23 protein-coding genes are annotated in these 22,218 nt (G+C 34.2%); 18 read left to right on the forward strand and 5 right to left on the reverse strand.

Going from position 1 to position 22,218, the window contains the following annotated elements:
• Positions 1-100: 100 nt before the first annotated feature.
• The 10 genes from C6368_RS04925 to C6368_RS04975 all read left to right on the forward strand — a co-directional run bounded on the left by C6368_RS04925 (position 101) and on the right by C6368_RS04975 (position 8,822).
• Complete coding sequence (locus C6368_RS04925; protein WP_159038439.1) at positions 101-307, forward strand: hypothetical protein; 207 nt, start codon at positions 101-103, stop codon at positions 305-307.
• Complete coding sequence (locus C6368_RS04930) at positions 304-579, forward strand: hypothetical protein (RefSeq protein ID WP_107038079.1); 276 nt, start codon at positions 304-306, stop codon at positions 577-579. The genes C6368_RS04925 and C6368_RS04930 overlap by 4 nt, the downstream gene beginning before the upstream one ends.
• A 233-nt stretch (positions 580-812) precedes the next feature.
• On the forward strand, positions 813-1,535 hold the full coding sequence (locus tag C6368_RS04935; protein ID WP_107038080.1) for a hypothetical protein: 723 nt from the start codon (positions 813-815) through the stop codon (positions 1,533-1,535).
• Positions 1,536-1,575: 40 nt separating this feature from the next.
• Entirely contained in the window at positions 1,576-1,800 is a 225-nt protein-coding gene (locus C6368_RS04940) for a hypothetical protein (RefSeq protein ID WP_107038081.1), read from the forward strand.
• A gap of 67 nt (positions 1,801-1,867) precedes the next feature.
• Positions 1,868-3,646 carry a helix-turn-helix domain-containing protein gene (locus tag C6368_RS04945; protein ID WP_234369089.1) on the forward strand — a complete coding sequence of 593 codons (1,779 nt, stop codon included), beginning with the start codon at positions 1,868-1,870 and terminating at the stop codon, positions 3,644-3,646.
• Positions 3,647-3,839: 193 nt separating this feature from the next.
• Positions 3,840-4,154: a hypothetical protein gene (locus C6368_RS04955; protein ID WP_107038084.1), complete on the forward strand. Its 315-nt coding sequence runs from the start codon at positions 3,840-3,842 to the stop codon at positions 4,152-4,154.
• 22 nt (positions 4,155-4,176) lie between these two features.
• Positions 4,177-5,121, forward strand: coding sequence for an NAD(P)-dependent alcohol dehydrogenase (locus C6368_RS04960; RefSeq protein ID WP_107038085.1), 945 nt, complete (start codon positions 4,177-4,179; stop codon positions 5,119-5,121).
• Between the two features lie 465 nt (positions 5,122-5,586).
• Positions 5,587-7,149: a T9SS type A sorting domain-containing protein gene (locus C6368_RS04965; RefSeq protein WP_107038086.1), complete on the forward strand. Its 1,563-nt coding sequence runs from the start codon at positions 5,587-5,589 to the stop codon at positions 7,147-7,149.
• A gap of 73 nt (positions 7,150-7,222) precedes the next feature.
• Positions 7,223-8,251: a serine hydrolase domain-containing protein gene (locus tag C6368_RS04970; RefSeq protein ID WP_234369090.1), complete on the forward strand. Its 1,029-nt coding sequence runs from the start codon at positions 7,223-7,225 to the stop codon at positions 8,249-8,251.
• A 13-nt stretch (positions 8,252-8,264) separates the two neighbouring features.
• The gene (locus tag C6368_RS04975; protein ID WP_159038440.1) at positions 8,265-8,822 is read left to right on the forward strand and encodes a hypothetical protein; all 558 of its coding nucleotides are present in this window, start codon (positions 8,265-8,267) and stop codon (positions 8,820-8,822) included.
• A 47-nt stretch (positions 8,823-8,869) separates the two neighbouring features.
• Here C6368_RS04975 and C6368_RS04980 read toward each other — a convergent pair whose 3' ends face one another.
• Positions 8,870-9,481, reverse strand: coding sequence for a TetR/AcrR family transcriptional regulator (locus C6368_RS04980; protein ID WP_317045968.1), 612 nt, complete (start codon positions 9,479-9,481; stop codon positions 8,870-8,872).
• Positions 9,482-9,616: 135 nt separating this feature from the next.
• Between C6368_RS04980 and C6368_RS04985 the strand changes: the two genes are divergently transcribed.
• From C6368_RS04985 to C6368_RS04995, 3 genes are all read left to right on the forward strand, one after another.
• Complete coding sequence (locus C6368_RS04985) at positions 9,617-10,471, forward strand: alpha/beta fold hydrolase (RefSeq protein ID WP_107038273.1); 855 nt, start codon at positions 9,617-9,619, stop codon at positions 10,469-10,471.
• Between the two features lie 183 nt (positions 10,472-10,654).
• Positions 10,655-10,960, forward strand: coding sequence for a hypothetical protein (locus tag C6368_RS04990; RefSeq protein WP_159038442.1), 306 nt, complete (start codon positions 10,655-10,657; stop codon positions 10,958-10,960).
• 149 nt (positions 10,961-11,109) lie between these two features.
• Positions 11,110-11,598: an AAA family ATPase gene (locus tag C6368_RS04995; RefSeq protein WP_107038091.1), complete on the forward strand. Its 489-nt coding sequence runs from the start codon at positions 11,110-11,112 to the stop codon at positions 11,596-11,598.
• 71 nt (positions 11,599-11,669) lie between these two features.
• On the opposite strand, the gene C6368_RS17250 is transcribed toward C6368_RS04995, so the two are convergent.
• Genes C6368_RS17250 through C6368_RS05005 form a run of 3 tightly spaced genes read right to left on the reverse strand, consistent with a single transcriptional unit; the run spans position 11,670 to position 13,570 of the window.
• Positions 11,670-11,828 (reverse strand): hypothetical protein, encoded by a 159-nt coding sequence (locus C6368_RS17250; RefSeq protein WP_159038443.1) that lies wholly within the window; start codon positions 11,826-11,828, stop codon positions 11,670-11,672.
• A 47-nt stretch (positions 11,829-11,875) separates the two neighbouring features.
• Positions 11,876-12,550, reverse strand: coding sequence for a DUF4386 domain-containing protein (locus C6368_RS05000; protein ID WP_159038444.1), 675 nt, complete (start codon positions 12,548-12,550; stop codon positions 11,876-11,878).
• Between the two features lie 42 nt (positions 12,551-12,592).
• A complete protein-coding gene (locus C6368_RS05005; protein ID WP_107038093.1) occupies positions 12,593-13,570 on the reverse strand; it encodes an NAD(P)-dependent alcohol dehydrogenase in 978 nt (325 codons plus the stop codon).
• A 397-nt stretch (positions 13,571-13,967) separates the two neighbouring features.
• On the opposite strand from C6368_RS05005, the gene C6368_RS05010 reads away from it, so the two are divergent.
• Positions 13,968-15,710, forward strand: a complete 1,743-nt coding sequence (locus C6368_RS05010; protein ID WP_107038094.1) for a helix-turn-helix domain-containing protein — start codon at positions 13,968-13,970, stop codon at positions 15,708-15,710.
• Positions 15,711-15,855: 145 nt separating this feature from the next.
• Here C6368_RS05010 and C6368_RS05015 read toward each other — a convergent pair whose 3' ends face one another.
• Positions 15,856-16,710: a hypothetical protein gene (locus tag C6368_RS05015; RefSeq protein ID WP_107038095.1), complete on the reverse strand. Its 855-nt coding sequence runs from the start codon at positions 16,708-16,710 to the stop codon at positions 15,856-15,858.
• A 395-nt stretch (positions 16,711-17,105) separates the two neighbouring features.
• Here C6368_RS05015 and C6368_RS05020 point away from each other — a divergent pair, with 395 nt between their 5' ends.
• The 4 genes from C6368_RS05020 to C6368_RS05035 all read left to right on the forward strand — a co-directional run bounded on the left by C6368_RS05020 (position 17,106) and on the right by C6368_RS05035 (position 22,199).
• Positions 17,106-17,672: a hypothetical protein gene (locus tag C6368_RS05020; RefSeq protein ID WP_107038096.1), complete on the forward strand. Its 567-nt coding sequence runs from the start codon at positions 17,106-17,108 to the stop codon at positions 17,670-17,672.
• A gap of 117 nt (positions 17,673-17,789) precedes the next feature.
• Positions 17,790-18,311: an AAA family ATPase gene (locus C6368_RS05025; protein WP_107038097.1), complete on the forward strand. Its 522-nt coding sequence runs from the start codon at positions 17,790-17,792 to the stop codon at positions 18,309-18,311.
• A 675-nt stretch (positions 18,312-18,986) separates the two neighbouring features.
• A complete protein-coding gene (locus C6368_RS05030) occupies positions 18,987-19,595 on the forward strand; it encodes an FEKKY domain-containing protein (RefSeq protein WP_107038098.1) in 609 nt (202 codons plus the stop codon).
• Positions 19,596-19,814: 219 nt separating this feature from the next.
• The gene (locus C6368_RS05035) at positions 19,815-22,199 is read left to right on the forward strand and encodes a CAP domain-containing protein (protein ID WP_107038099.1); all 2,385 of its coding nucleotides are present in this window, start codon (positions 19,815-19,817) and stop codon (positions 22,197-22,199) included.
• The last annotated feature ends 19 nt before the right edge of the window (positions 22,200-22,218 follow it).

The raw sequence follows: 22,218 nt of genomic DNA on the forward strand, positions 1-22,218 counted from the left end.
ATCATAGCAGCCTAAAGGGATACTGCTCTTATACTAAACGTTGGGTGTAATTGCAATGAAAAAATTCAATCTCATATTTCTACGGAGCGACAAAATACTATTGAGTCGTAAGCAATACTCGGACTGGAGAGAAATTCAAGATGAATATGATGATTATATGGCTTCTGTCGGTTTTGAGACTCTTTTAGATGTTCAAAATTATATCAAGATGGACTACAAGCTGACTGCGGACAAAGCTCAAAAGGAAATAAATAAGTTAAATGAATCATCAAATGACATTGTCGAAATTGATACGAAAATAATATGAAATACCTAAAAATACAATGGGACGAAATTACATTTGATGAAGACTGGGGAAAGTCAACTTGGTACTTAGAAATAGGAGAAGACAATTACATTAAACGTCAGTTAGAAGTATTTGAAAATTCGAATAGAATCAAATTTGATGAAGCTCATTGGTGTGATTCATATGGAAGTCTTGGCGATCAACCAGTCAATATTGATCAATTAAACGGAATTTTAATAAGTGTTGCTGAATTTGAAAATGAATGGGGCATAAAATCAATAAATATGGATTGATATCAAAATGAAAACTACCGCCAACAATCAAGCATCAATAAACTCAATTAAACCCTGATTTTATTGTGCTTATATTGAACTCTGTCTCTAGTGGTGGATTTCAAGCCTAAAAAAAACTAAGGGGAATCTTCTGCAATCCTCATTAATGTTTCAAACAAGTGATTTAGAAAATTATTAATTTAGGATAAAATTAAATAACCAGAAAGCTTCCCAACCTTAGCAAACATTTGAAAATGACGCAAAAGATACTGATCACAATACTGTTTGGACTTTTTTTATCTTCTTGTGAGGAGAAAGAAAAACTCAATTCACTTGATAAGAATAGTGAAGTAAATGAATGGAATATTGAAAAATTAAGTATTAGAGCCAATGAACATCTCGACAGTACCAAATGGGATTTGGTGTTATTGAGTCAAGACATTGAAACATATAATACCTATTCTGAAATTTTTCAGAGTTATCCTTTAAACAAATCGCCATTCCCAGTAGCTGAATATGATTATGCTGTTTCCAGTATTCCGTTTTCCATAGCAATAGACACTGCAGTTTTTAAAGGTGTTAGAATTGGAGAATATGAAACTCCCGAAAGTGAAAAGATAATCGATAAACTGACTTTGATGATTTTAACAAATGACAAAGATGCAGTAGAAAATACGATGGTTGATTCTCGAAATTATCCCTATTTAACAGCTCAAGGAATGTTTAAAGTGTCAAACAATGAATTTGACTGGGTGTTTTCCGCAAGTCCAGATGGTTTTTCTACTTTGCTAATTAATATGAAACTTTTTGATTTAAGGTTTGGCGAAACGATTATAATTTATCCCCAAACAGACAAGTCATTCCTTTATGAACAAATTAAAGATTCACCGAATAATTATAAGGATTTTGAAGATTTCCAGCAATCTATAATTGCGAACCCAAAAGTGAAGAAAAGACTGATTGCCCAGAGGACCTAAGGCAACAAGCTATGCATGTTTTTTTGCAGCGGTATCACAAATGAAAATCCTAACAAGCAAGCTTATTTTTTTTGAAAAATATTTCATAGGGTGTAATAATATCACAACTTCTGCCACTAACATTATAGGTGCTCCTATTTTATTTATTGGCGCTTGTTTTGCAGGAGCTCTTTTAGCCGGCGGTTTTGTCTTGATAATGATGTTCTACGTTGCCTATACCGCTTATAATGAACTCAAGACCATAGAAAAAATAGATATTGGTTAAAGCAGTTATTTATTTTTACAGTCTTTTATTTCGGAACATAGATATTTAGATTAACTTTGGGTACGTTTTGTCAAAAAATATTTCCATAGCAGTATTACCTTTTAAGAATATGAGTTCTGATGTTGAGAACGAGTATTTTTGTGATGGAATAACCGAGGAGATTATTAATGCACTGGCTAAGATCGGCAAGCTTAAAGTTACCTCCAGAACATCTTCTTTCCATTTTAAAAACAAAGAAATTCCTATTGCTGAAATAGCAAACAAATTGAATGTTTCCATAGTTTTGGAAGGAAGTGTAAGACTCGCCGGTAAAATGATACGCATAACAGCTCAGCTAATTCAGGCTGAGGGAGATTTTCATTTCTGGTCAGAAACATGGGATAGAGAGCTACAAAATATCTTTGAAATTCAAGATGAAATCAGCTTGCTGATTGCCGATAAAATAAGAGAGAATTTTGGCCACTTTGAGTTAGAAGATCATCTGGTAAAGAAGCAAACGAATGACATCAATGCCTATGAGTATTCCTTAATGGCGAAGTTCCATAAGGGGAAATGGAATCCTGACGATGTAAAAATTGCAGAGGATTATTACCTAAAAGCTCTTCACTTGGACCCAAAACATGTCGAGTCAATTATTGGATTGAGTGACGTTTATAGTTTTATGGCAATGACAGGACTCATGCCATTCATGGAAGCTTGGGGTAAAACCAGTAAACTGGTTGATCAAGCATTTGCACTAGATCCAAACAATCCTGAGATTTATTACCAAAAGGCAAATAGTGCGTTTTTTACAGACTGCAGTTTTGAAGAATCTTTCTTGCATGCAAGCAAATCGATTCAGCTGAAGCCCAATTATGTCGAAGCCCAACAATTCTTGTCGTTCTTGCATGTTTTAGCTGGAAATAAGGAAAAGGCAAAAGAACATTTAGACATTGCATTAGGAATTGATCCGTTGTCTCAAGAAACCTTGTTTTTTAGTGCTTACTTCGATTACATGACGGAGAATTATTCTAGCGCTCTGAAAAAATTGAATGAGACTTTAGAGGTGAATCCAAAAAACCTTCCATCACATGCTGTCAAATGTACGTGCTTATTAAAAATGGGGCAATATGATGAAGTTATTCAATACTTTGACGATTTGGAAGTAGAGGTGGCAGAAGGGGAGAGATTAGGTGCTATTGGTCTTGGATATGCGATGAAGGGGGATGCAGAGAATAGATCAAAGTACATCGATATTCTAAGGGAAAAGGCGAAATCTGCTGATGGATTTACCGCCGATTCATTTTTGTTTATGATATACGCTGCCACAGGTGATATGGAAAATGCATTCGATTGGATAAGCTCTGGAATAAAGACAAAAGCATCACTTTTGCTATTAAGATATTCTGATCCAATCATCAATCCGATAAAGTCTGACCCTCGCTATAAAGACTTTCATAAGGTGCTTTTCCCAACAGGGGGCAATAGAGTGGTTAAGACACGAAAGAAACCTTTGTTAGATCAAGAGACTTCCAACAAGTACAAAGTGAATTTACTGGAGTTTGTTCAAAAGGAAGAACCATACCTTGACCCAAGTCTTACCTTGAGATCTCTGGCTGATCAGATACAAATACATCCCAATCAACTTTCCTGGCTGTTAAACGATAATATTGGAAAGAGCTTTAACGAGTTTATAAATGCTTATCGCATTGAGGCCTTTAAAATTAGGGTTCAAGACCCGAAAAATGCCAATTTCACACTCTTGGGAATGGCTTATGATTGTGGGTTTAATTCTAAAACCGTTTTTAACACTTACTTCAAAAAAGAAACAGGTCTTACACCGAAACAGTTTGTAAAGCAACTGTAACAAGGTTCTCATCTAAACATCAAGCTTTAATTTTATTTCATTGTTCAGTGTAATTTGTTCGGATTTATAAATCAGTACACCTACCTGAAAAACCGAACTTTTCTTGGAAGACTTAGCAATACATTTGTCCTGTAAATGAGCTGTAACAGTAGTATTTCTTTGAAAGGGTGCAGCCAAATTAAAAACAAAAAACATGGAAAAGTTAATGGTCATTGCTGGAGTGGTATTTACCACTATCAGTTTAGGAGCGGAGAACCCGAAACTAAAAAATGAAATTACAGACAAGTTAATTCTTGATTTAAGCAAAGTAGAATTGGAGGAAGAGTTCAAAGATTTTGTGGTGGTAAGTTTCCACATCTGTGAGGGTGAAATTGAAATTACGGAAATTACAGGAACTCAAAAGCAATTGGTTGATAAGGTAAAAACCAAGTTATCTCAATTAAGCATTGAGCAAGCCTACGATGAAGAAACACTTTATCGTTACAAATTCACCTTTGAAAAGCAATAGGTATTAATCCAAAAAGAAAATTATGAAAGCAATTAAATGTTTAAAATATGGAGGCCCAGAAAACTTAGTATTAACAGAAGTTGAAAAGCCAACTCCAAAGGAAAATGAAGTTCTTATTAGGATTCACGCTACTTCTGTTACAACCAGTGATGTACTTATTCGAAGAATGCAGGAGTCTCCTATTTCAAAGTTTATTCTTCAATGTGTTTTCGGTTTTGGAAAACCAAGAAAACCGATTTTAGGTATGGTATCATCAGGTATTATTGAGAGCAAGGGAAAACGCGTGTCTTCATTTAACATTGGTGATGAGGTTTTTGCTTATGGTTCGGTTTCACCAACAAAACGTCATTTCGGTTCGTATGCAGAATATATATGTTTACCTGAAGACTGGCACATCGCTCATAAGCCTATAAACATAAGTCATAATGAGGCAGCAGCAATTCCGTATGGTGGATTACTTGCCTCACATTTGTTGAGTAAGACCGACATAAAAAAGGGCGATAAAGTTTTAGTATATGGAGCTTCAGGGAGCATAGGTAGCATGGCAATACAATTAGCAAAGAATGCCGGAGCGATTGTTACCAGTGTTTGCAGCGGAAGGAACTTTGATTTAGTAAAGTCTTTGGGAAGTGATTTAGAGATTGATTATACGGCAAAAGATGCTGATTTAAAATTAGAAAATTATAATTATGTTCTTGATGCAGTTGGAAATTCAAAATCTTCCACACTTAAAGAAAAAAGTAAAAAAGCGCTTTGTCCAAATGGGAAATACATTTCAATTGATCATGGAATTCCGTTAACTCCTAAAGACGCTTTTCTAAATTTGAAAATACTGGTTGAACAAGAGAAAATTAAACCTGTAATAGACAGGATTTACCCTTTAGCCAAAATGGCCGAAGCTCACTCATATGTTGAGAAAGGACATAAAAGAGGAAATGTAATTGTGAGTATGGATCATGCAGGCTAAGAATCAAATCGAAATAAACAATAAAAAAGAGTAATATGGCGAATTACGAGTTTCGCTTCCGTTTGAGTATTATGAGTGCATTAGTCACATAATTGATTCAGATTTTTACCGATTTTTATCTAAACATCAAGCTTTAATCTCATTATTCAATGTAATGGGTTCGGATTTATAATTTAGGACTTCTTTCTGTAAATCAGAACTTTTCTTGGAAGCTCATGCTGTACATTTGTTTTGAAAACGAGCTGCAACAGCAATTTTGATGCTAGGTGTGTTATTTACCACTATCAGTTTAGGTACTGAGAACCCCAAACTAAAAAATGACATATCAGATAATCAAACGCTTGATTTAAATAGGTTGAGCAATGATTAATCTTTTTGTTTGAATTTATCATTTGTTCTTAGAAAGGACTGAGTCTCATTCTAAATTTGTCACGTAATTAATAAACACAATAAAAATACAAAACTATGAAAACAACAATCACTTTTTTATTCTTGAACGCCGCTCTATTTACAATGAGTCAGGTGGGTTTAGTTAATTTGGAACATAACAATGTTCGAACGATGCTGATGTCAAATGGTGCTCTCGGTTATGACCCTTTTACTGGGCAAGCTGCGTATGAAGTGCCTAAAGGTTCAGGAAAAAACGCTCTTTACATGGTGAGTCCGATTTTCACTGCTGAATTAGCATCAGGACAGTTGATAGGGAATCACTCTAATTTCTCCTTAAATTCTGGAGGGTTTAATGGTCCTGTAGTAAATGATTACTCAGATCCGTGGCATACTCAACATAGTGTGTTCTTTCATATGCACGATAGTGTTGTTAATAATCACATTAGCAACTGGGCAAGTAGCGGATATATTCCTTCTCAAAAGGTAGCGAATTGGCCTGCATATGGAAATAGCTCGTTGAATTCTTCTCCATACATGGTTCCTTTTTATGATGTCAATGCTGACAACGTTTATTCACCTATGGACGGCGATTACCCACTTCATTTTGGGGAAGAAAGTTACTCAAGTGTTTATAATTATGATAGTATCGTGACTCCAAACATTCTGAATCCTGAAACACAAGCGATTGAAGTTAATTACTCAGCTTATCAGGTAAATAGTGATGAACTTGAGAACGTTACGTTTATCATGTATCGTGTAACAAATAAATCAAATGAAACACTAATTAATTTCCAATGGGGCTTGTTCTCAGATTTTGACTTAGGGAATCCAAACGATGATTTTATTGGGACGAACGTCAGTAAAAACCTCTATTACGCTTATAATAGCACAAATACCGATCAATCTAGTGGAGGGGCAATTGGTTATGGAGTGAATCCTCCAGCTGTGGGAATAGTATCTTTAAGTGAAGAACTTTACGCAACAAATAAAATTACGGATGGAGGTAGCCATGATGTTGATTTCTTATCGCAACTTAGATTCAATATGACTGGGAGAGGAAGTAACGGTTCAATAAATTTGGACAGTCAAGGTAATCCTACTTTTTTCATGTACTCAGGGGATCCAAATGCTTTAGGTTCTGAATCACAGCATCAACTAGGCGAAACTGGAACAGACCAACAAGGGACGATGAGTGTTCAGCCTATTGATCTTGCTCCAGGAGAGACAAAGTGCTATCATTTTGCAATTGTTTTCGCCGATAGTCAAACGAGTCATTTAGAAAGTGTAACAGAGTTGTTTCAAGTGGCAGACGCTGCTCAAGCCTATTACAACGATTCAATTAGTTATGATTGCAGCATGGTGATGACATCTGGTGTGGCTTCTATAGAAGATCAAGAACCAGCTGACTTGATTCTATTTCCCAATCCAACGAATGGAGATTTCTACATAAGTGCTAATAAAAGAATTAATTCGGTAGCTATATACGCGATGGATGGAAGGAATTATACTCCAGTTCTTAATGAGAAACAAAACAACGAGTACGCGATAGACATGAGTGGCTTATCTAAAGGAGTTTATTCCGTGCAAGTATTGTTTGGTAATGGGGAGATACTGAATAGGAAGCTTGTAAAGCAATAGTAAGAAGATTAATTTTTATCAATTAAATCCCGGCAATTGCTGGGATTTAATTGATAAATAAAGAAGTGAGATTTTGAAAAATAGACAAATCAAAAGCTATGTCAACACCATTTTAGGAGTCATTCTTATATTCACTTTATTAATTGGTTGTTCAAAGGATCTTTTACACAGGTCTCGATCCATTCAGGAGGAAATGGAAGAGGCTGTTGACAGTGGATTTGACGGAATGATTGTATATGTGAATCAATCTGGAAAATCTTCCTTTTACAGTGCTGGATTCAATAATCGAGAGCAGCAAATAGAGGCCGATCCATATGATCTGTTCAAAATTGCCAGTATAAGTAAACTCTATATTGCTGCAGCTATGTCAAAACTTGTTGCTTTGGGAGAATTTGATCTTGAAGAAACATTGGTTGAGCATATTCCAGAAGTGAAAAATCGTATAGCATATGCAGACCAAATAACGCTTAGAATGATGCTGCAACATCGTAGTGGAATAAGAGACTGGTCTCATGAACCTGAAATTGACGGTGAAAATTATGATGAATACATGTCCTTTATGGCTAGGGTTTTTGATAAGGAAGCAGATTTTAAACCCAATAAAAAATACAGTTATTCTAATTCTAACTATCTATTGTTAGCAGAGCTAATGGATAGATCCTTGGGTTATTCACATCATGATTATATCCAAGCAGAAATACTTGATCCATTAAATTTAGTGAACACGTTTAATGACTACCATGATTCCGACACAAGCAAGGTAATGAGTGGTTATTTAATCGGCTGGGATCCCGACTTAAAGTCCTGGGATCACCCTCTGCCTGGTGGAAGCATGGTTGCGACTGCTGAAGATGTTGGAATCTTTTTGCGAGCACTAATCGATGGAACATTATTCAATGAGGAAGAACAAACAATTTATTCCTCTGTATATGCTTATGAACACACAGGTTGGTTACCAGGATACACCAGTATTGCTCGATACCACAGTGACATTGATGCGATAGTTGTTCAATTTGTGAATACAAGCGGTAAGGAAATCTTTTGGCTCAAATTAGAAAAAATATATAGTAGAATTGTTGGCGCTGTAGAAAATGCTCAGTAAAACACCAGTGACTATGAAACAATATATCATCATAACATTACTTGGATTGTTTACTTTTAGTACTCCCGTCCAGTCACAAGATACTCCAAATGGTTTTGGATTTGCAATAAACTCCAGCTTGAATGGAGAACTTGATCCAATTCGAATTGTGCCCAGTATTATTTATTTTAATGGGAAAAGTCAGTTCGAACTCGGAATGGGATTTAATCCATTTGGCAGACAAATCGATAAGCTTCTAAGTGGTGAAATTAACTACAAATATTTTCCCAATGGGCGTGATGAAAAGTTTAATATGTTCTTTATTTCTCGAATTACGTATGTGAATAACGTCAAAAAAACATATTATCCCACTGCTTACAATTACCTCTTTGTTCATGGAGGGTATGGTTTTGAAATTATCCCTTTTAAAAATGCTTCTATTGGAACAAATGTCAGTCTTGGAGCTTTCACTTTTGATAAAAAAAGTGAAGTTCCTTATGACGCCTTTAAAAGTCAAATATTTTTCGATGAAATAGGGGGGAGCCTAGCATTTCAAGTTAGTATTGGTTATAGATTTTGTGAAAATCGATAGTAAAAAACATCACAGAAACAATTACTTCCTAATTATTAAGGCTCCTTTTAAATATTCTTCAAGTATTCTTTCTTTCCTTCAGTTGTAAGATAAGGATATAGCATAGCTAACATGGTATTTCGCTGACTGTCTATAAATTCCTTTGTGTTTTTTAATCGATATATTTCAGAGGAATATATCCAAGTATCGCCAAAGTTCACCATTCTCTGGGCAAGCATTTCATATTCTCTGGGAAATTCTGCTTTTCGCATCAGTCCCATATTAGTTAAGTGATTAAAGAGATACAAGTTTCCTTCAATTCTCTTTTTATTGACTGTAGCGAAATGCTCAAAAATTTTATCATTGAGCATGAGTAAATTATACATGTCGGTCCATATAAACTTGTATTGAACCATCCGCTCCATGCTTGAACCAATATCCGTTTTAATTTGTTGAAAAGAAATATCAGTTTCCGCTAAATCTTTCACCCTTTGATCAAATTCTGTGACCATTTGAAAGTATAATGCCTCTAGTATATCTTCCCTTTTTTTGAAATGATAGTTAAGATTTCCTGAACTCATTTTAAGTTCTAGCGCAATCATTCTTATTGTTACTTGCTGGTAGCCAATCTCATTAAAGAGTTTTAGTGCTGTGTCTAATATTCTTTTTTTTTGTTTTATTCATTAGTAAACTCGTCCTAAATTAAATATTATTAGTAAATTTGTCCTAAATATATGAATAACATGAAAAAAGCAATAATATTATTGTTAATTATTAGCTGTTCGACATCCGGCATAACTCAAAAAAACACAGAAATGAAGTCCTTATTTAAATCAGAAGCAGGTAAAAAGAAAATTATCGATTTGTACGATGAAAAATTAGAAAGTTTAACCATTGACTATCATTATGAAACTGTTGATACAAAATATGGGAAAACTAATGTTATAGTAACTGGGGATGCAACTAAACCTCCTATGATTTTGGTACATGGATCAAATGGATCAGCTCCAATAGCACTTGAAACGTGTCAAAACCTTCATAAAAAGTATAGGTTATATGCAGTTGATGTTCTGGCTCAACCGAATAAGAGTGAGGGCACACGATTAAATATGAAAGATGATTCCTATGGAGAATGGATGACTGAAGTCATTAATCACTTTAGCTTTGACTCTGTTGAAATGGCTGGATTTTCGTTTGGTGGTTTGGTGATTTTGAAAACACTTGAATATGACGAAAGTAAAGTAAAAGAGGTGTATTTGAGTGCGCCTGCATATATTGCTAATGGAAGTCAATTAAAGGCATTGTTTAAGTTCTTTATTCCTATGAAGCGATATATGAAGACAAAAAAGCAAAAATACGTTGAAAAGTTTTTGGATGAAGTTTTTACAAAGAAAGACGAATTTGCCATAAATCAACTCTCTCTTGTATTTTTAGAGTTTGAAATGGACTTCACTCCAGTACCAGTTATTGACGCTAAGAAGGCGAAGGAAATAAAAACCCCAATCACTATTTTTGCCGCAAAAGATGACATTATTTTTCCTGGTAAGAAAATGCTCAAACGCGCGTCGAAAATATTTCCATCATTAAAGCATACTGTGCTAATTGAAGACTCAAAACATGTTCAAAACAGCGCCCAAAATGAGATGATTGAAGAAGTTATTTTGAAATAATTTATTCAAACAGCCATTTCCCACTTTCAATTTTTCTACTTTTCCAAATGAAGTAAATAGAATAGTCGTTTAAAGACATTGAAAAATAAAACAGTTATTACATTTGATTAAGTATATTGTAAGTCAAAGTGAGTGCGTGTAGTTCGTTACCGCGCTTATTCTATCGGTTACCTAGTAAAAACAATGACGCAAAGTATAACATATTACATAACGCTATTAGTCATCAGGCTAAAAGGAATTAAAAGAATTTTTAGTGAGAATCCTATAAACTTTGCAAAATTAAGAAGGGAAGTTATTCATCTACCAGGTGGTCGATTTTTCAAAAAATATTTATTGCGGAGGTTTGAAATTTCCGATTCCACAATTTCAGAAATAGGATTTGACGAAAATTCCGAAAACCTTTTAACATTCATACACGTAGGAGCGTTCGTTTATGGACCTACTAAACCACATTGGGAAACCGCAAAAGAGATTGCAAAAATCTGTTGAATTAAATGATAATGAATACTATAAGAGTAAAATGCTAGAGTTGAAAAAAGGCTAATAGTAGCTAAAAAATGAATGAGACAAATCTTTTGAGGTATGGCTCAAATGATGGACGGTGAATCAAACTTACAAAATCAAAAATGTAAATTGACATGATACATTTAATAGTTGGAAATACAGGATCTGGAAAAACAACCTATTCGGCCAAATTAAAAAATGAAACGAACGGAGTTGTTTTTTCAATTGATAAATGGAATAAGACGCTTTTTCTTGCAGATAAAAAAGAAAGTGATGGTTTAGAATGGTTTTTAGAACGGATAGAAAGAGCAGAAGAAATAATAATAGATTTAATCCATCAATTGGAGTCTGCAAATACTGATACTATTCTCGATTTGGGTTTCTCAAAATTCAAACATCGTGAAAAATTCAGAGCAATAGCTAACTCACATGGATATGATTTAAAACTCCATTATTTGAACATATCTAAAGAAACACGTTTGAAGCGAGTTATGAAAAGGAATAACGAAAAAGGGGCTACTTTCGAATTTGAAGTGACTCAAGAAAATTTTGATTTTATGGAAAGTTGGTTTGAGGAACCGAGTTTAATAGAAATTGAAAAAGGAATAATTATTACCGAGTAATAGCTAAGTTTAATTAAAATAAAAATCGGCCAGCTTAAAGCTGACTGATTCCTAACAAAAGCGAATATTGTCTATTCACAATTTGAGTCTATAGAAAACTCAAAACTTTTGCCTTTTCTTGAATCTAACCTGTCCTCATCGCAGTTAATATCCATGCTCTCTAGCATGCTTACACATGAGGTCATTCCTAGTAATACTGTACCAATAATCATTAATCTTACCTTTTTCATTGTACTTATTTTAAATTAAATAATTGATTTATTTTAGGCGGCCAACCCTAAATAATTAAGCCATCTTTTTTATTTTTTTCTGCCTTAAAAAGCAACCAGAATGTCAGTGATAATTCACCAATAATTCCAGGCAACACAACAACAAGCGCTGAAATATCCGCAATACTTGTATAATCTGAGTACCCAAACTGAAGTGCTGTATCTACAATATAACCAATACCTGCTATCATTAATAGCGCTGGAATAATTTTACCCACTCTACCTGATTTGCATAATAAAACCGACAATAAGATTAAATGAATGCCAAAAAACACCAATCCAATTAACCAAACATCATTAAATCCCTCCAAGGCTAATGTCATTTCTCGTGTTGCTCCAGATTTTGAAACAGGATTTGAAATCAAGTTTAATATTGTAGTAAAGTGTAACAATGCGACTCCAAATGCCAATGCATTTATGAACCTGAACCAAGCCGTAATCTTTGACAGTTTTGGTTCTTGTTTCTTGAATAAGACAAACAATACCCATGTCAATATTACATCAAACACAACCATTCCTATCAAGGCAATAAAAGCCATTACAACGAGTGACTGATTATTTACAAAGTTTAGAAATGTCATTTTTTCATCTCCTACTACTTTTAATTCTTCTAGGACGAAGAAGTTGGCAAAAATACCAGTGACAAAGATCACCAAGTACCCCATCCCTCCTAATAGTGCCATTTTTCTCATTTCTCTGATTTTTCAAAGGTTAAACAATATGTATTAGGCTATTTTTACAATAACATTTCCGCGCTTATGTCCTGTATCAACGTATTTATGTGCCTCTTGAATTTGATCCAAAGCGTATACTTTATCGATCACCGTTTTTAATTTATTGGTGGCGATAAGATTTTTTATTTTCTCAAAATCTCGCATCCTTTGCTCTTGTTTACGCAGTCCTGTAGCAGCGAACTTTAATTTCTTCTTTGAAAATGGGTTCACAAATAACATGTGAAAAAGGGCCGAAAGCGCTAACACCGGCGTGAGAAATACTCCTTGAGTAGAGAGCTTATTTTTCGTTTTTCTATATGATAGTTTTCCAACAGTATCAAAGATTACGTCAAACTGAGTATCACACCTAGCAAGTTCATCTTTCGTGTAATCTAGTACATGATCTGCACCGAGCCCTTTAACCAGTTCGGCATTTTTTCCACTACATAAAGCAGTAACGTTCGCACCAGCAGTTTTTGCCAGTTGAATCGCTGCCGTACCAATACTTCCTGACGCACCATTTATCAATACTTTACTACCCTTATGAATATTCACTTGATCCGTCAAGAAAGCCAAAGCGGTGCTGCCACCATCAATAATCCCCGTAGCTTCTTCTGCTGAAACATTTTCTGGTTGGTGTAAGATCATATCGTCCTCAGACAAGCAAATGTATTCTGCATAAGCACCACATTTTAAATCTGTAGCCGCCATTACTTTATCACCAACTTTAAATTTTTTTGCTTCTTTACCAACAGCGTCGACAATTCCAGCAAGATCAGTACCTGGTGTCTTTATTTTAGGTTTTGAAATACCCGTAAATACACGACCAAAATAGGGGGTCCCAGTCCTCATCATCACACTCGCTCTTGTTACAGCAGTTGCTTTGATCTTAACTAATACTTCATTTGTTTTTGGAGTTGGTTTTTCAATGTTTTTTAATTTGAGTACCTCTGGTCCTCCATACGCATTTACAATGATTGATTTCATCATACTATTCGTGTTTGTTATTCGACTACAAATCTAGCGCAAGCCAAATGATAAAACGTTCGGATATAGAAGTATGCGTTCTGAATTATAAATCGGAACCTGTTTGAGTAAGCAATCAATTAAGTAACACTTGATAATAACTACTTTATGAATAACTATAAAACACTGCTGTCGAGCCGTTTCGAATGATAAATAATCCTAGCCTAATCCTCTCTATTTTAAATTATTGCTTAACTTTGTATTAACGGGCTTTAGGCTGATTAACGTGGTATCCGATTTGTAGGAAAATATCAATTCCAATGTCAGCAAACATAAGTCCAGTTATAGCATCGAAAAAGTGAGCAAACATCAATTCATATCAACGTCTAACAAGTCAATTGTGGTTCTCCCTTTTGTGAATATGAGTACCGATGAAGAGAACGAATACTTCAGCGATGGTATTACAGAAGAAATCATCAATGCACTAACCACTGTTAAGGGGTTGAAAGTTATTGCCCGAACCTCCTCTTTTGCCTTTAAAAATAAAAATATAGATGTACGAACCATAGGGGATCAACTAGGGGTAAGTACAGTTTTGGAAGGGAGTGTTAGGAAAGCGAATAACAAGGTGCGTATTACAGCGCAGTTGATCAGTACTGATGACGGTACTCATTTCTGGTCACAAAATTTCGATCGGGATTTAGAGGACATATTTGCAGTACAAGATGAAATAAGCATACTCATTGCAGACCAAATCCGAGAAAATTTTGGTCATCTCGAAATTCAAGAACATTTAATTGAAGCATCAACTCAAAATATGGAAGCCTACGACCTTTATCTTAAAGGTCGCCATCAGCAATTAAGGTGGGATGGACCAGGAATAGCAAACTCAGTAAAGCTCTATGAACAAAGTGTTACTATAGACCCCTCATTTGCTTGGCCCTACTTTGGTTTGGCGTTTAGTTATGCCTTGTACGGATCCTGGGGAAATGATAAGAGCTTATTGCAATTGTCAGAAGAGAACCTTCGCAAAGGTTTTAAGCTAGACAAGCAATCCTATATGGGGTATTTTAGTAAAGGGGAATTGGCTTTTTGGGGGCATTGGGATTTTATTAATGCACATCAATCTTTTCAAAAAGCAATAGAACTGAATCCATCTTATACAGAATCAGAAGAATGTTTATGCGAATTATACACAGCAGAAGGTTCTTTCGAAAAAGCATTATGGCATGCAAACAATATTTTAAAAATAAACCCGCTGTCTCCAAATCATTATTTCACCAAAGCGAATATTTTTTATTTAAAAGAGGATTATACAAAAGCCTTGGAATGTATTGAGACCTCCTTGAGTATCAATCCCGATTTTACTCATGCTATTGCACTAAAACAGTTGTGCTTAATTCTTACAAAAGAGTACGAAAAACTAAATGACTTTTTAGATAAAACCCCTTTGGCAGAGCGACCAGAAGAGTGCCGTGTATTATACAAGTTAGTGAACCCGGAAGATAAGATAGATGTTGATATCAGCAAGGCAGGCGCACTGATTAAACTAGAGTTTGGTCAAGCACTTTTTCCCTGGCAACTTTTTTTGTTGACTCATTTGGAGAAACACTCAATGGCATTGGATTTTCTGGAAGAAAACATCAAAATGCATAGCGGTCAAGTCATTAACTTTATGAATATTCCGTTGCTTAAACCTTTGCGCCAATATCAGCGATTCCAAGATTTGGTGCAAGCTACTTTCGGAGCAGAGCTATTACCTTCTGAACAAGAAGTACAAATACAAATCCCCGCTAGTAAAGCCTTAATGTCAGCTGATGAAATAGATATGGTTTTAAATAATTTGGAAAAAGGAATGAAGGAAGAAAATTGGTTCCAAAACCCATCTTTATCTTTACGCGAGGTAGCCGAAAACGTGGATATTAGTAGCAATAAGCTTTCCTGGTTGGTAAATGAACAAATTGGGCAAAACTTTAATGAATACATCAACAGCTTACGCTTGAAACACTTCAAAGAGAATGCCTTAAATCCTGCCAATAACCACCTTTCCCTTTTAGGTCTAGCGTATGAAAGCGGCTTCAATTCTAAATCAGTTTTCAATGTCTTCTTTAAAAAATCCGAAGGGATGACACCAAAAGATTGGTTGAAATTGAATAAAAAATAGACAGTTAATACCTAAGAGTAGCATCAAGTTTACCCCTTGTCAATTTCTTTTGTGGGCATTATGTCTTATTAATTACGAAATCTTTAATTCAGTGCCACGTTGAAGGTGACACTGAATAAGGTCTGAATAAATATTAGATATTATTTTAAAAGCTGATCATAGCTGCCAATCTCACCTGATTTTCTAGTTGTCTGATTTCAGCTCCTAGATTGTTGTTAGTCGCTTTAAAGTTGTAGTTCAGACTCAATTCCAAGAAATTGGTAACATTATAACCTACCGATAACGCTATTTCTGGAACTTGATACTTATTGATTGATGTCCATTCTCCATTTGTAAACAATTTAGAGAGGTTTCCACCTGTAATTGTTGTGCTAGGATCATTTGATCGGTAAACGTGTGATACTAATGGCATGTTCAATCCCAATGAAGTTCGCCATTTATTCTTCGTATATTCTAAATGTACAGCTGCATTAAGGTTATGCGAGGTGATCGAGCTGAAATTACCGCTAAATTGACTACTATTTACCCAATTGGCAAATCGCGTACTGAAACCATAGTTACTACCCAGGTGCATTTTGAAACCTCCTTCAGTATTAACTACCGGTGCTAAGAAACCAATACGCGATTCAAATGCTACGTAAGGAACACCTCTTTTTTCACTTTCTGGTTTCAGTAAAGTAGATTCGTTGTTAAGATGAAGCTGAAAACGGAAGTCGTTTTTCAAGTGATACTCATATCCCAATCGTAAACTCAGTGAGTTGTAAGTGATCTCAGCATTGGTAAGTTGACTGTCTTCCAGTTTTCCAATTCCAGTACCTGCTTCTATCGTTATGTGGTTACTTCTGTTCTTGATTTTCGATTCATTACCTCCTCCTATTTGCGCCATTGACGAACTTGCCAACATAAGGAAGGAAAACACTGTTAATACTCCAGTTTTCTTTACGCTACGATTAAACTCTTTTTTGATTTTTAACTTGTTACTTTTTTCAATTGATTTCATTTTTTTGTTTTTATTGATTTATAATTGAATTTTATTTCCGGCACAAAATTATGGAGGTCAAAGTGATCATTAGTTCCGAATCTCATGTTCTTGGTTCGGATATGTAAATTGGTACTCATTGTAGAGCTTTGAAGGCATAAAGCAGAGATTTGCACTCCGTTTCATCAACGAAATATGAAACTACGATTAGAAGAAAAATAGTAAGGGAAAATAAAAAGTTTCAAATCTCACTATTAAGTTCTCAATTATAATTTAGAACGACTCACCTTTTATTACTCTTCATCTTTGCAATGTCAAAACGATAAAGCAGAGTAAATGATCAAAAGTTGATTCACTTCTCCACTAAATAGAAATGGGAGATACTTTGTAAAATAGAAATTTTAAAAACAGAAATTATGAAAAGGATTTTATTAACATTGACTTTATGCGGATTAACTTTATTTGCTAAGTCTCAAAATGCAAGTGTAGAAAAGTCAACATTCGGTATTCAAACTGGAGTGTTAGGATTATGGGTGTATAATGAAGCAAAACTATCAGATGCCTTTGCCTTGAGAACGGAGCTTGGTTTTGATTTTGGTATTTGGGAAACAACTTATTATGATGATTTTGATTCTCCATTTATACAAACCCCAGTTATAGTGCTTGAGCCAAGGTTTTATTACAACCTCAAAAAACGTTCTGAAAATTCAAAAAGAATTGATGGAAATAGTGGTAATTTTATTGCCTTAAAGACAAGTTATCATCCAGAATTTGCCCTTTTCAATACTGACAATGCTCCGGTGGTAAGTGATTTCGCAATCATACCTACTTGGGGAATTAGAAGAAATATTGGGGATCATTTTAATTATGAAGCAGGTATAGGTGTTGGATACAGTTACACATTTGCTGAACGCGCAGGTTATTCTGAAGACGAAAGCGGATTAGAGTTAAATATGCATTTGCGAATAGGGTATAGGTTTTAACAGAAACTGTTCTTGTTTTACAGGCCGCTAGGTTTGAATCAAGAGACAACCGTGTGAATAAAGAACATTTGTTTTTTATTCACACGTTGTAGTGCATTTAAAAATAGAGCAATAAGAATGAGTGAAATACATATAGTTTTTGGTCCACAAGGTGCTGGAAAATCCACCTATTCCAATAAAATATCGAAAGAAACAAATGGTGTTCATTTATCCATTGATGATTGGATGTGGAAATTGTATGGTGATGACTTACCTAAGTCCATGAATTTGAGTTGGATTATGGAAAGAGTTGAAAGGTGCGAAAAACAAATTTGGTCTACTTCAGAAAAAATATCCAAGTCAGGTTCTATAGTAATTCTTGACCTTGGTTTTATGAAATTAGCAAAAAGAGAACTTTTTAAATCTTTAGCTAAAAAACAAAATATCTCAACAAAATTACATTACGTTAAAGCTCATCATTCGATAAGAAGGAAACGTGTTTTAAACAGAAATAAAGAAAAGGGAGATACTTTTTCTTTCGAAGTCACACCAGGAATGTTTGATTTTATGGAAACTGAATTTCAAATTCCAACTGAAAAAGAACTTGTTAATGCTGTTGTAATTGATACGAATCCGGATTTAAGTAAAATTAATAGTTAATGATTTAGGATATTAATATGTGCGACAAAAATCAATCAGAACGAAAAAAAACTGCTTAAATAACTAAGCCTTCCTGTAAGTCAAAGTAAGCTCGCCAAACGCATGAATAAAACGATTGAATACCTTGTTTTTGAAAAATTATTTTGGTGTTTTACGCTTTGATATTGAGCGTGTGTTTTTAAATGTTTGTAGGTTTTTTTATGCCTTTTCTGTTTATTCCTCTTCAATTTTCAATTGACAAAATTCATGCGTAATTATTGCGGAGCCAAATCCCCTGCAAAAAACCTTAGCCGTAGAATTATTCGAATAATATACGCTTACGCGAATAATCTATTTTCATCTTCTTGCGATAAGCTATAGAAAATAGACGGAGTGACATGCCTTTGCATTGAGAATAATGCTATATTTGATGGAGAAGATACAGGCGATATATGCGCAATGCGCATAGCTAATTGTTGAACTAAACCGATTTTCAAATCGGTTTAGTTCAACAATAACTAAATTCAATTTGCATTTACAATTAAGTGGTTTACATATCTGAAAGTGACACCAAAACATGGTTTAGAACAATAAAAATGATTAATTTGGCTAAACAATGCTTTGGCGGTTATCTATTTACATTGTGCAAAGTAATGCAAACAGTAATTTAGTCAAGCGTTGTACTCAATTGCAAAAATGAATAAAAGAATATTCAATATTATCTATATCCTTCTGTTTTCCTTTAGTGTTTGCGGTCAACAAAAACTTACAGGAACAGTAATTGATCAGTCTAACTCTGAAGAAATTCCCTTCGCTAATGTTAGTATTGAATACAATGATACTATACAACAAACTCAAACAGATTTAAACGGGAAATTTCATTTTAAAAATATTCAGTCTGAAAGAATAAAATTAATTATTAAATCGGCCGAATATTACAATTATGATTCAATTCTAATACTTAAACCTAGTACTCCAAATCTAACAATTGAATTAAGTAGTAATGAGGCGATTCTATATGAATTATTAAAATCCAATTTTAACAAAAAAGGTGCTTTAAAGGATATTAAGAATAATGAAATCAAACTACTATTGCCTGGTGGTTTAATAGGTTCATCAGTAACACCAAGTGATACCATATTTGAGAATAAATATAAATTAACATTCATAAGCCAAGGTTGCGTAAGATTAAAGGGTGACAACGAAACCGAATACAACAAAGAAGTTTTCATGTATTTAGACAACAAATTTGGAACTTCTTGGAGGTTTGAAATACGAAAAGATGTAATTGGAATAAATAACTGAGTACAACAGTTTGTATATTTCATAGGGCGTGCAGAGGTTTGTAAAGAGTCTGGGTTTCCTACTAGCACCGCCAAATTTACAATTTGGCTTTACAACAATTAAAATGTAAAAACAAAATTGTAAATTTGGCTTAGAGCAAACCTGAAGCAAAGCGCTTTTCAATGCCCTACAAAACATACAAGAATCGTTGTGTGCAACTAGAGAAGAACCTACTAAGTAATGATATCTAACTTTTTAACATATTTTTGTTTTAGACACTTAGTAATATTCGTTTTTCTCGTGAATGGTTTTTTCTGCATAGCACAAACACCATTTAATAAGGACAATATTGATCCCACAATTCTTAATAATTTTATTCAGAAAGAATTAAATTCATTTAGAAAAAGAGCAAAGGTTGATCCAGTAAAGACAGAGTTTGCTTTGTCTTTTGCCGCGGATGACCATTCTGCTTATATGTTAAAAAAGAAAAAACTGACTCATAATCAGCGGCTCAAAGTAAAGAAGACACCTAAGAACAGAGTTGATTTCTATGGTGCTCAATTTAATAGTGTTGGAGAAAACGTTCAAGTGAATAATTTGAATCTACATTCTTCCGTGGATGACAAAAACTCTCCTCTAATCAATACCTACGAAAAACTAGCCGAAAAACTCGTTCAAGCTTGGAAAAACTCACCACCGCACTATGCGAATATGATTAACCCCAATTTCAAAACAAGTTTCACATCCGTTGCAATCGGTGGAAAGGGTGATATTTACGCTTGTCAGTTGTTCGGAGGTTCAAAATACAAGGATAAGTATGCTAAAGAACGTGATACAATTGAATTTAAGCCAGACCGGTCTTGGAGATGCTGGAGATGTAAAGTACGTGCTCCACAAGGCCAGATTATTATCTTAGAAGATAGCACTATTATTTACAAATTTATTTCTCCAAGAATGCTTTGGGGCTTACTTCCTCGACCATCAATAAACAGAACACGTATGCGTTTCTTCAATCCTTGGAGAGATGGATTAGCCGCTGATATAATCGTAAAGTCACAATATAAATGTGATAGTAATTCTTATCACAACGGATTAAGTAATGTACGAGGACTACTTTTAGAACCTGTATATAAAAAAGATTATATGGGTATTCCGTTTAGTCATACAAAAATCGTTTTGGGTAAGGTGCCTAGTTTCATCAATGAAGATTTTGAAGTAAACTTAGTTGTTATCCAAAATAAACGTCCTTGTTCAAATACAATGTATAATGTTATGCCTTCTGATTTTGAGGTCAAAATTCCTATAAACTTTGCATTTCAACCTTCTGATGCAATTATAAAAGAATATCAAATAGACACGCTTTCCAAACAGTTATATTTTGACAAATCTGATGTTACTCCAAACGACAGCATACTACCAGAAATCATAGGATTGGTAAATAAAAATAAAGAGATATTGACAAAAGTTAAAATAATTGGATTGGCAAGTATTGAGGGGACTGCTGAAAACAACGCCTCACTTTATGAAAAGAGAGCTGAGTATCTTCTTAAAGCAATAATGAATATCGGGATTGATTCTTCTCTCGTAGATGTTATTGCTACAGAAAACTTTAAGGACTTTAGGAAAGATATCATAGGCACCGATTATGAAAACCTTGGCGAATTCAACGACTCTTTATTGAAAGAAAAATTAGCAAAAAAAGAACTGAGTAATGAATTAGAATTCATTTTAAAAAATCATCGTTATGTAAATATTCAGCTTATCACACGACGTGAATACGATTTAAAATATACAGCAGAAAATGTAAACGAAAAATTGAAGCGTTCTATTGCAAGAAAAAACATCAATGAAAGTATTAAACTACAGCGTATACAATATGGATTAGCGTTGGCAGATAAAATGTCTTATGAAGAGATTGAATCTGTAGAAATCGTTTATGATAAAAAGAATTATAAACTTCTTCATAATCGTGCTTTGATGAAGTATTTAACCGATACGATAACCATTGAATCATTGAAAGAATTTCGCACCCATCTTTCAGCATTAGACACCCTGAAAGAAAAGGATCGAGTAATAAACACATCTCTCGCAATTATAGATTATTACCTATATACTTTAGGTGAGTATAAAAATAAAAAAGTAGCCTTTTACGATAAAATACGAAAATGGAAATACATAGACAGGGTTCAACAAGCCAGAATATTATTAAATACAGCTACAAAAAGTGATTGGGGTCATTGGCTGGCTACAGGTTCACGTTCAGAAAGTAGTTATTATTTCAATAAAGTGAAACGTTACATTCGACCAGCTAGACTAGATGTAGATAAAACATTCGAAATTGCTTCCTATTACACCTTCTTTTGGCAATATAAGTATGCATTAAATCTAACAAAAGGAAAAATAAACCAAACTACGAATCCAGAAGATTTAATTAACTTTTTGAAACTTATCCATCTTACAGATTTAAAACTCCCCCGGAATCAATATTTGAACTACTTTGAAAAAATAAGACGCTATTCAGGTAATGAGTTTTGTAATTATTTTAATAATCCAGCTTTAAATTTTCAGATTTTAGATGACGAAGAAATAAAAAAAATATATTGTAAAGAGTGTGGAGATAATTAATTCATCCAGACAAACAAGA

Origin of the sequence: Brumimicrobium mesophilum (assembly GCF_003025005.1) — a bacterium.
In the GTDB taxonomy this organism is placed as follows: Bacteria; Bacteroidota; Bacteroidia; order Flavobacteriales_D; family Crocinitomicaceae; genus Brumimicrobium; species Brumimicrobium mesophilum.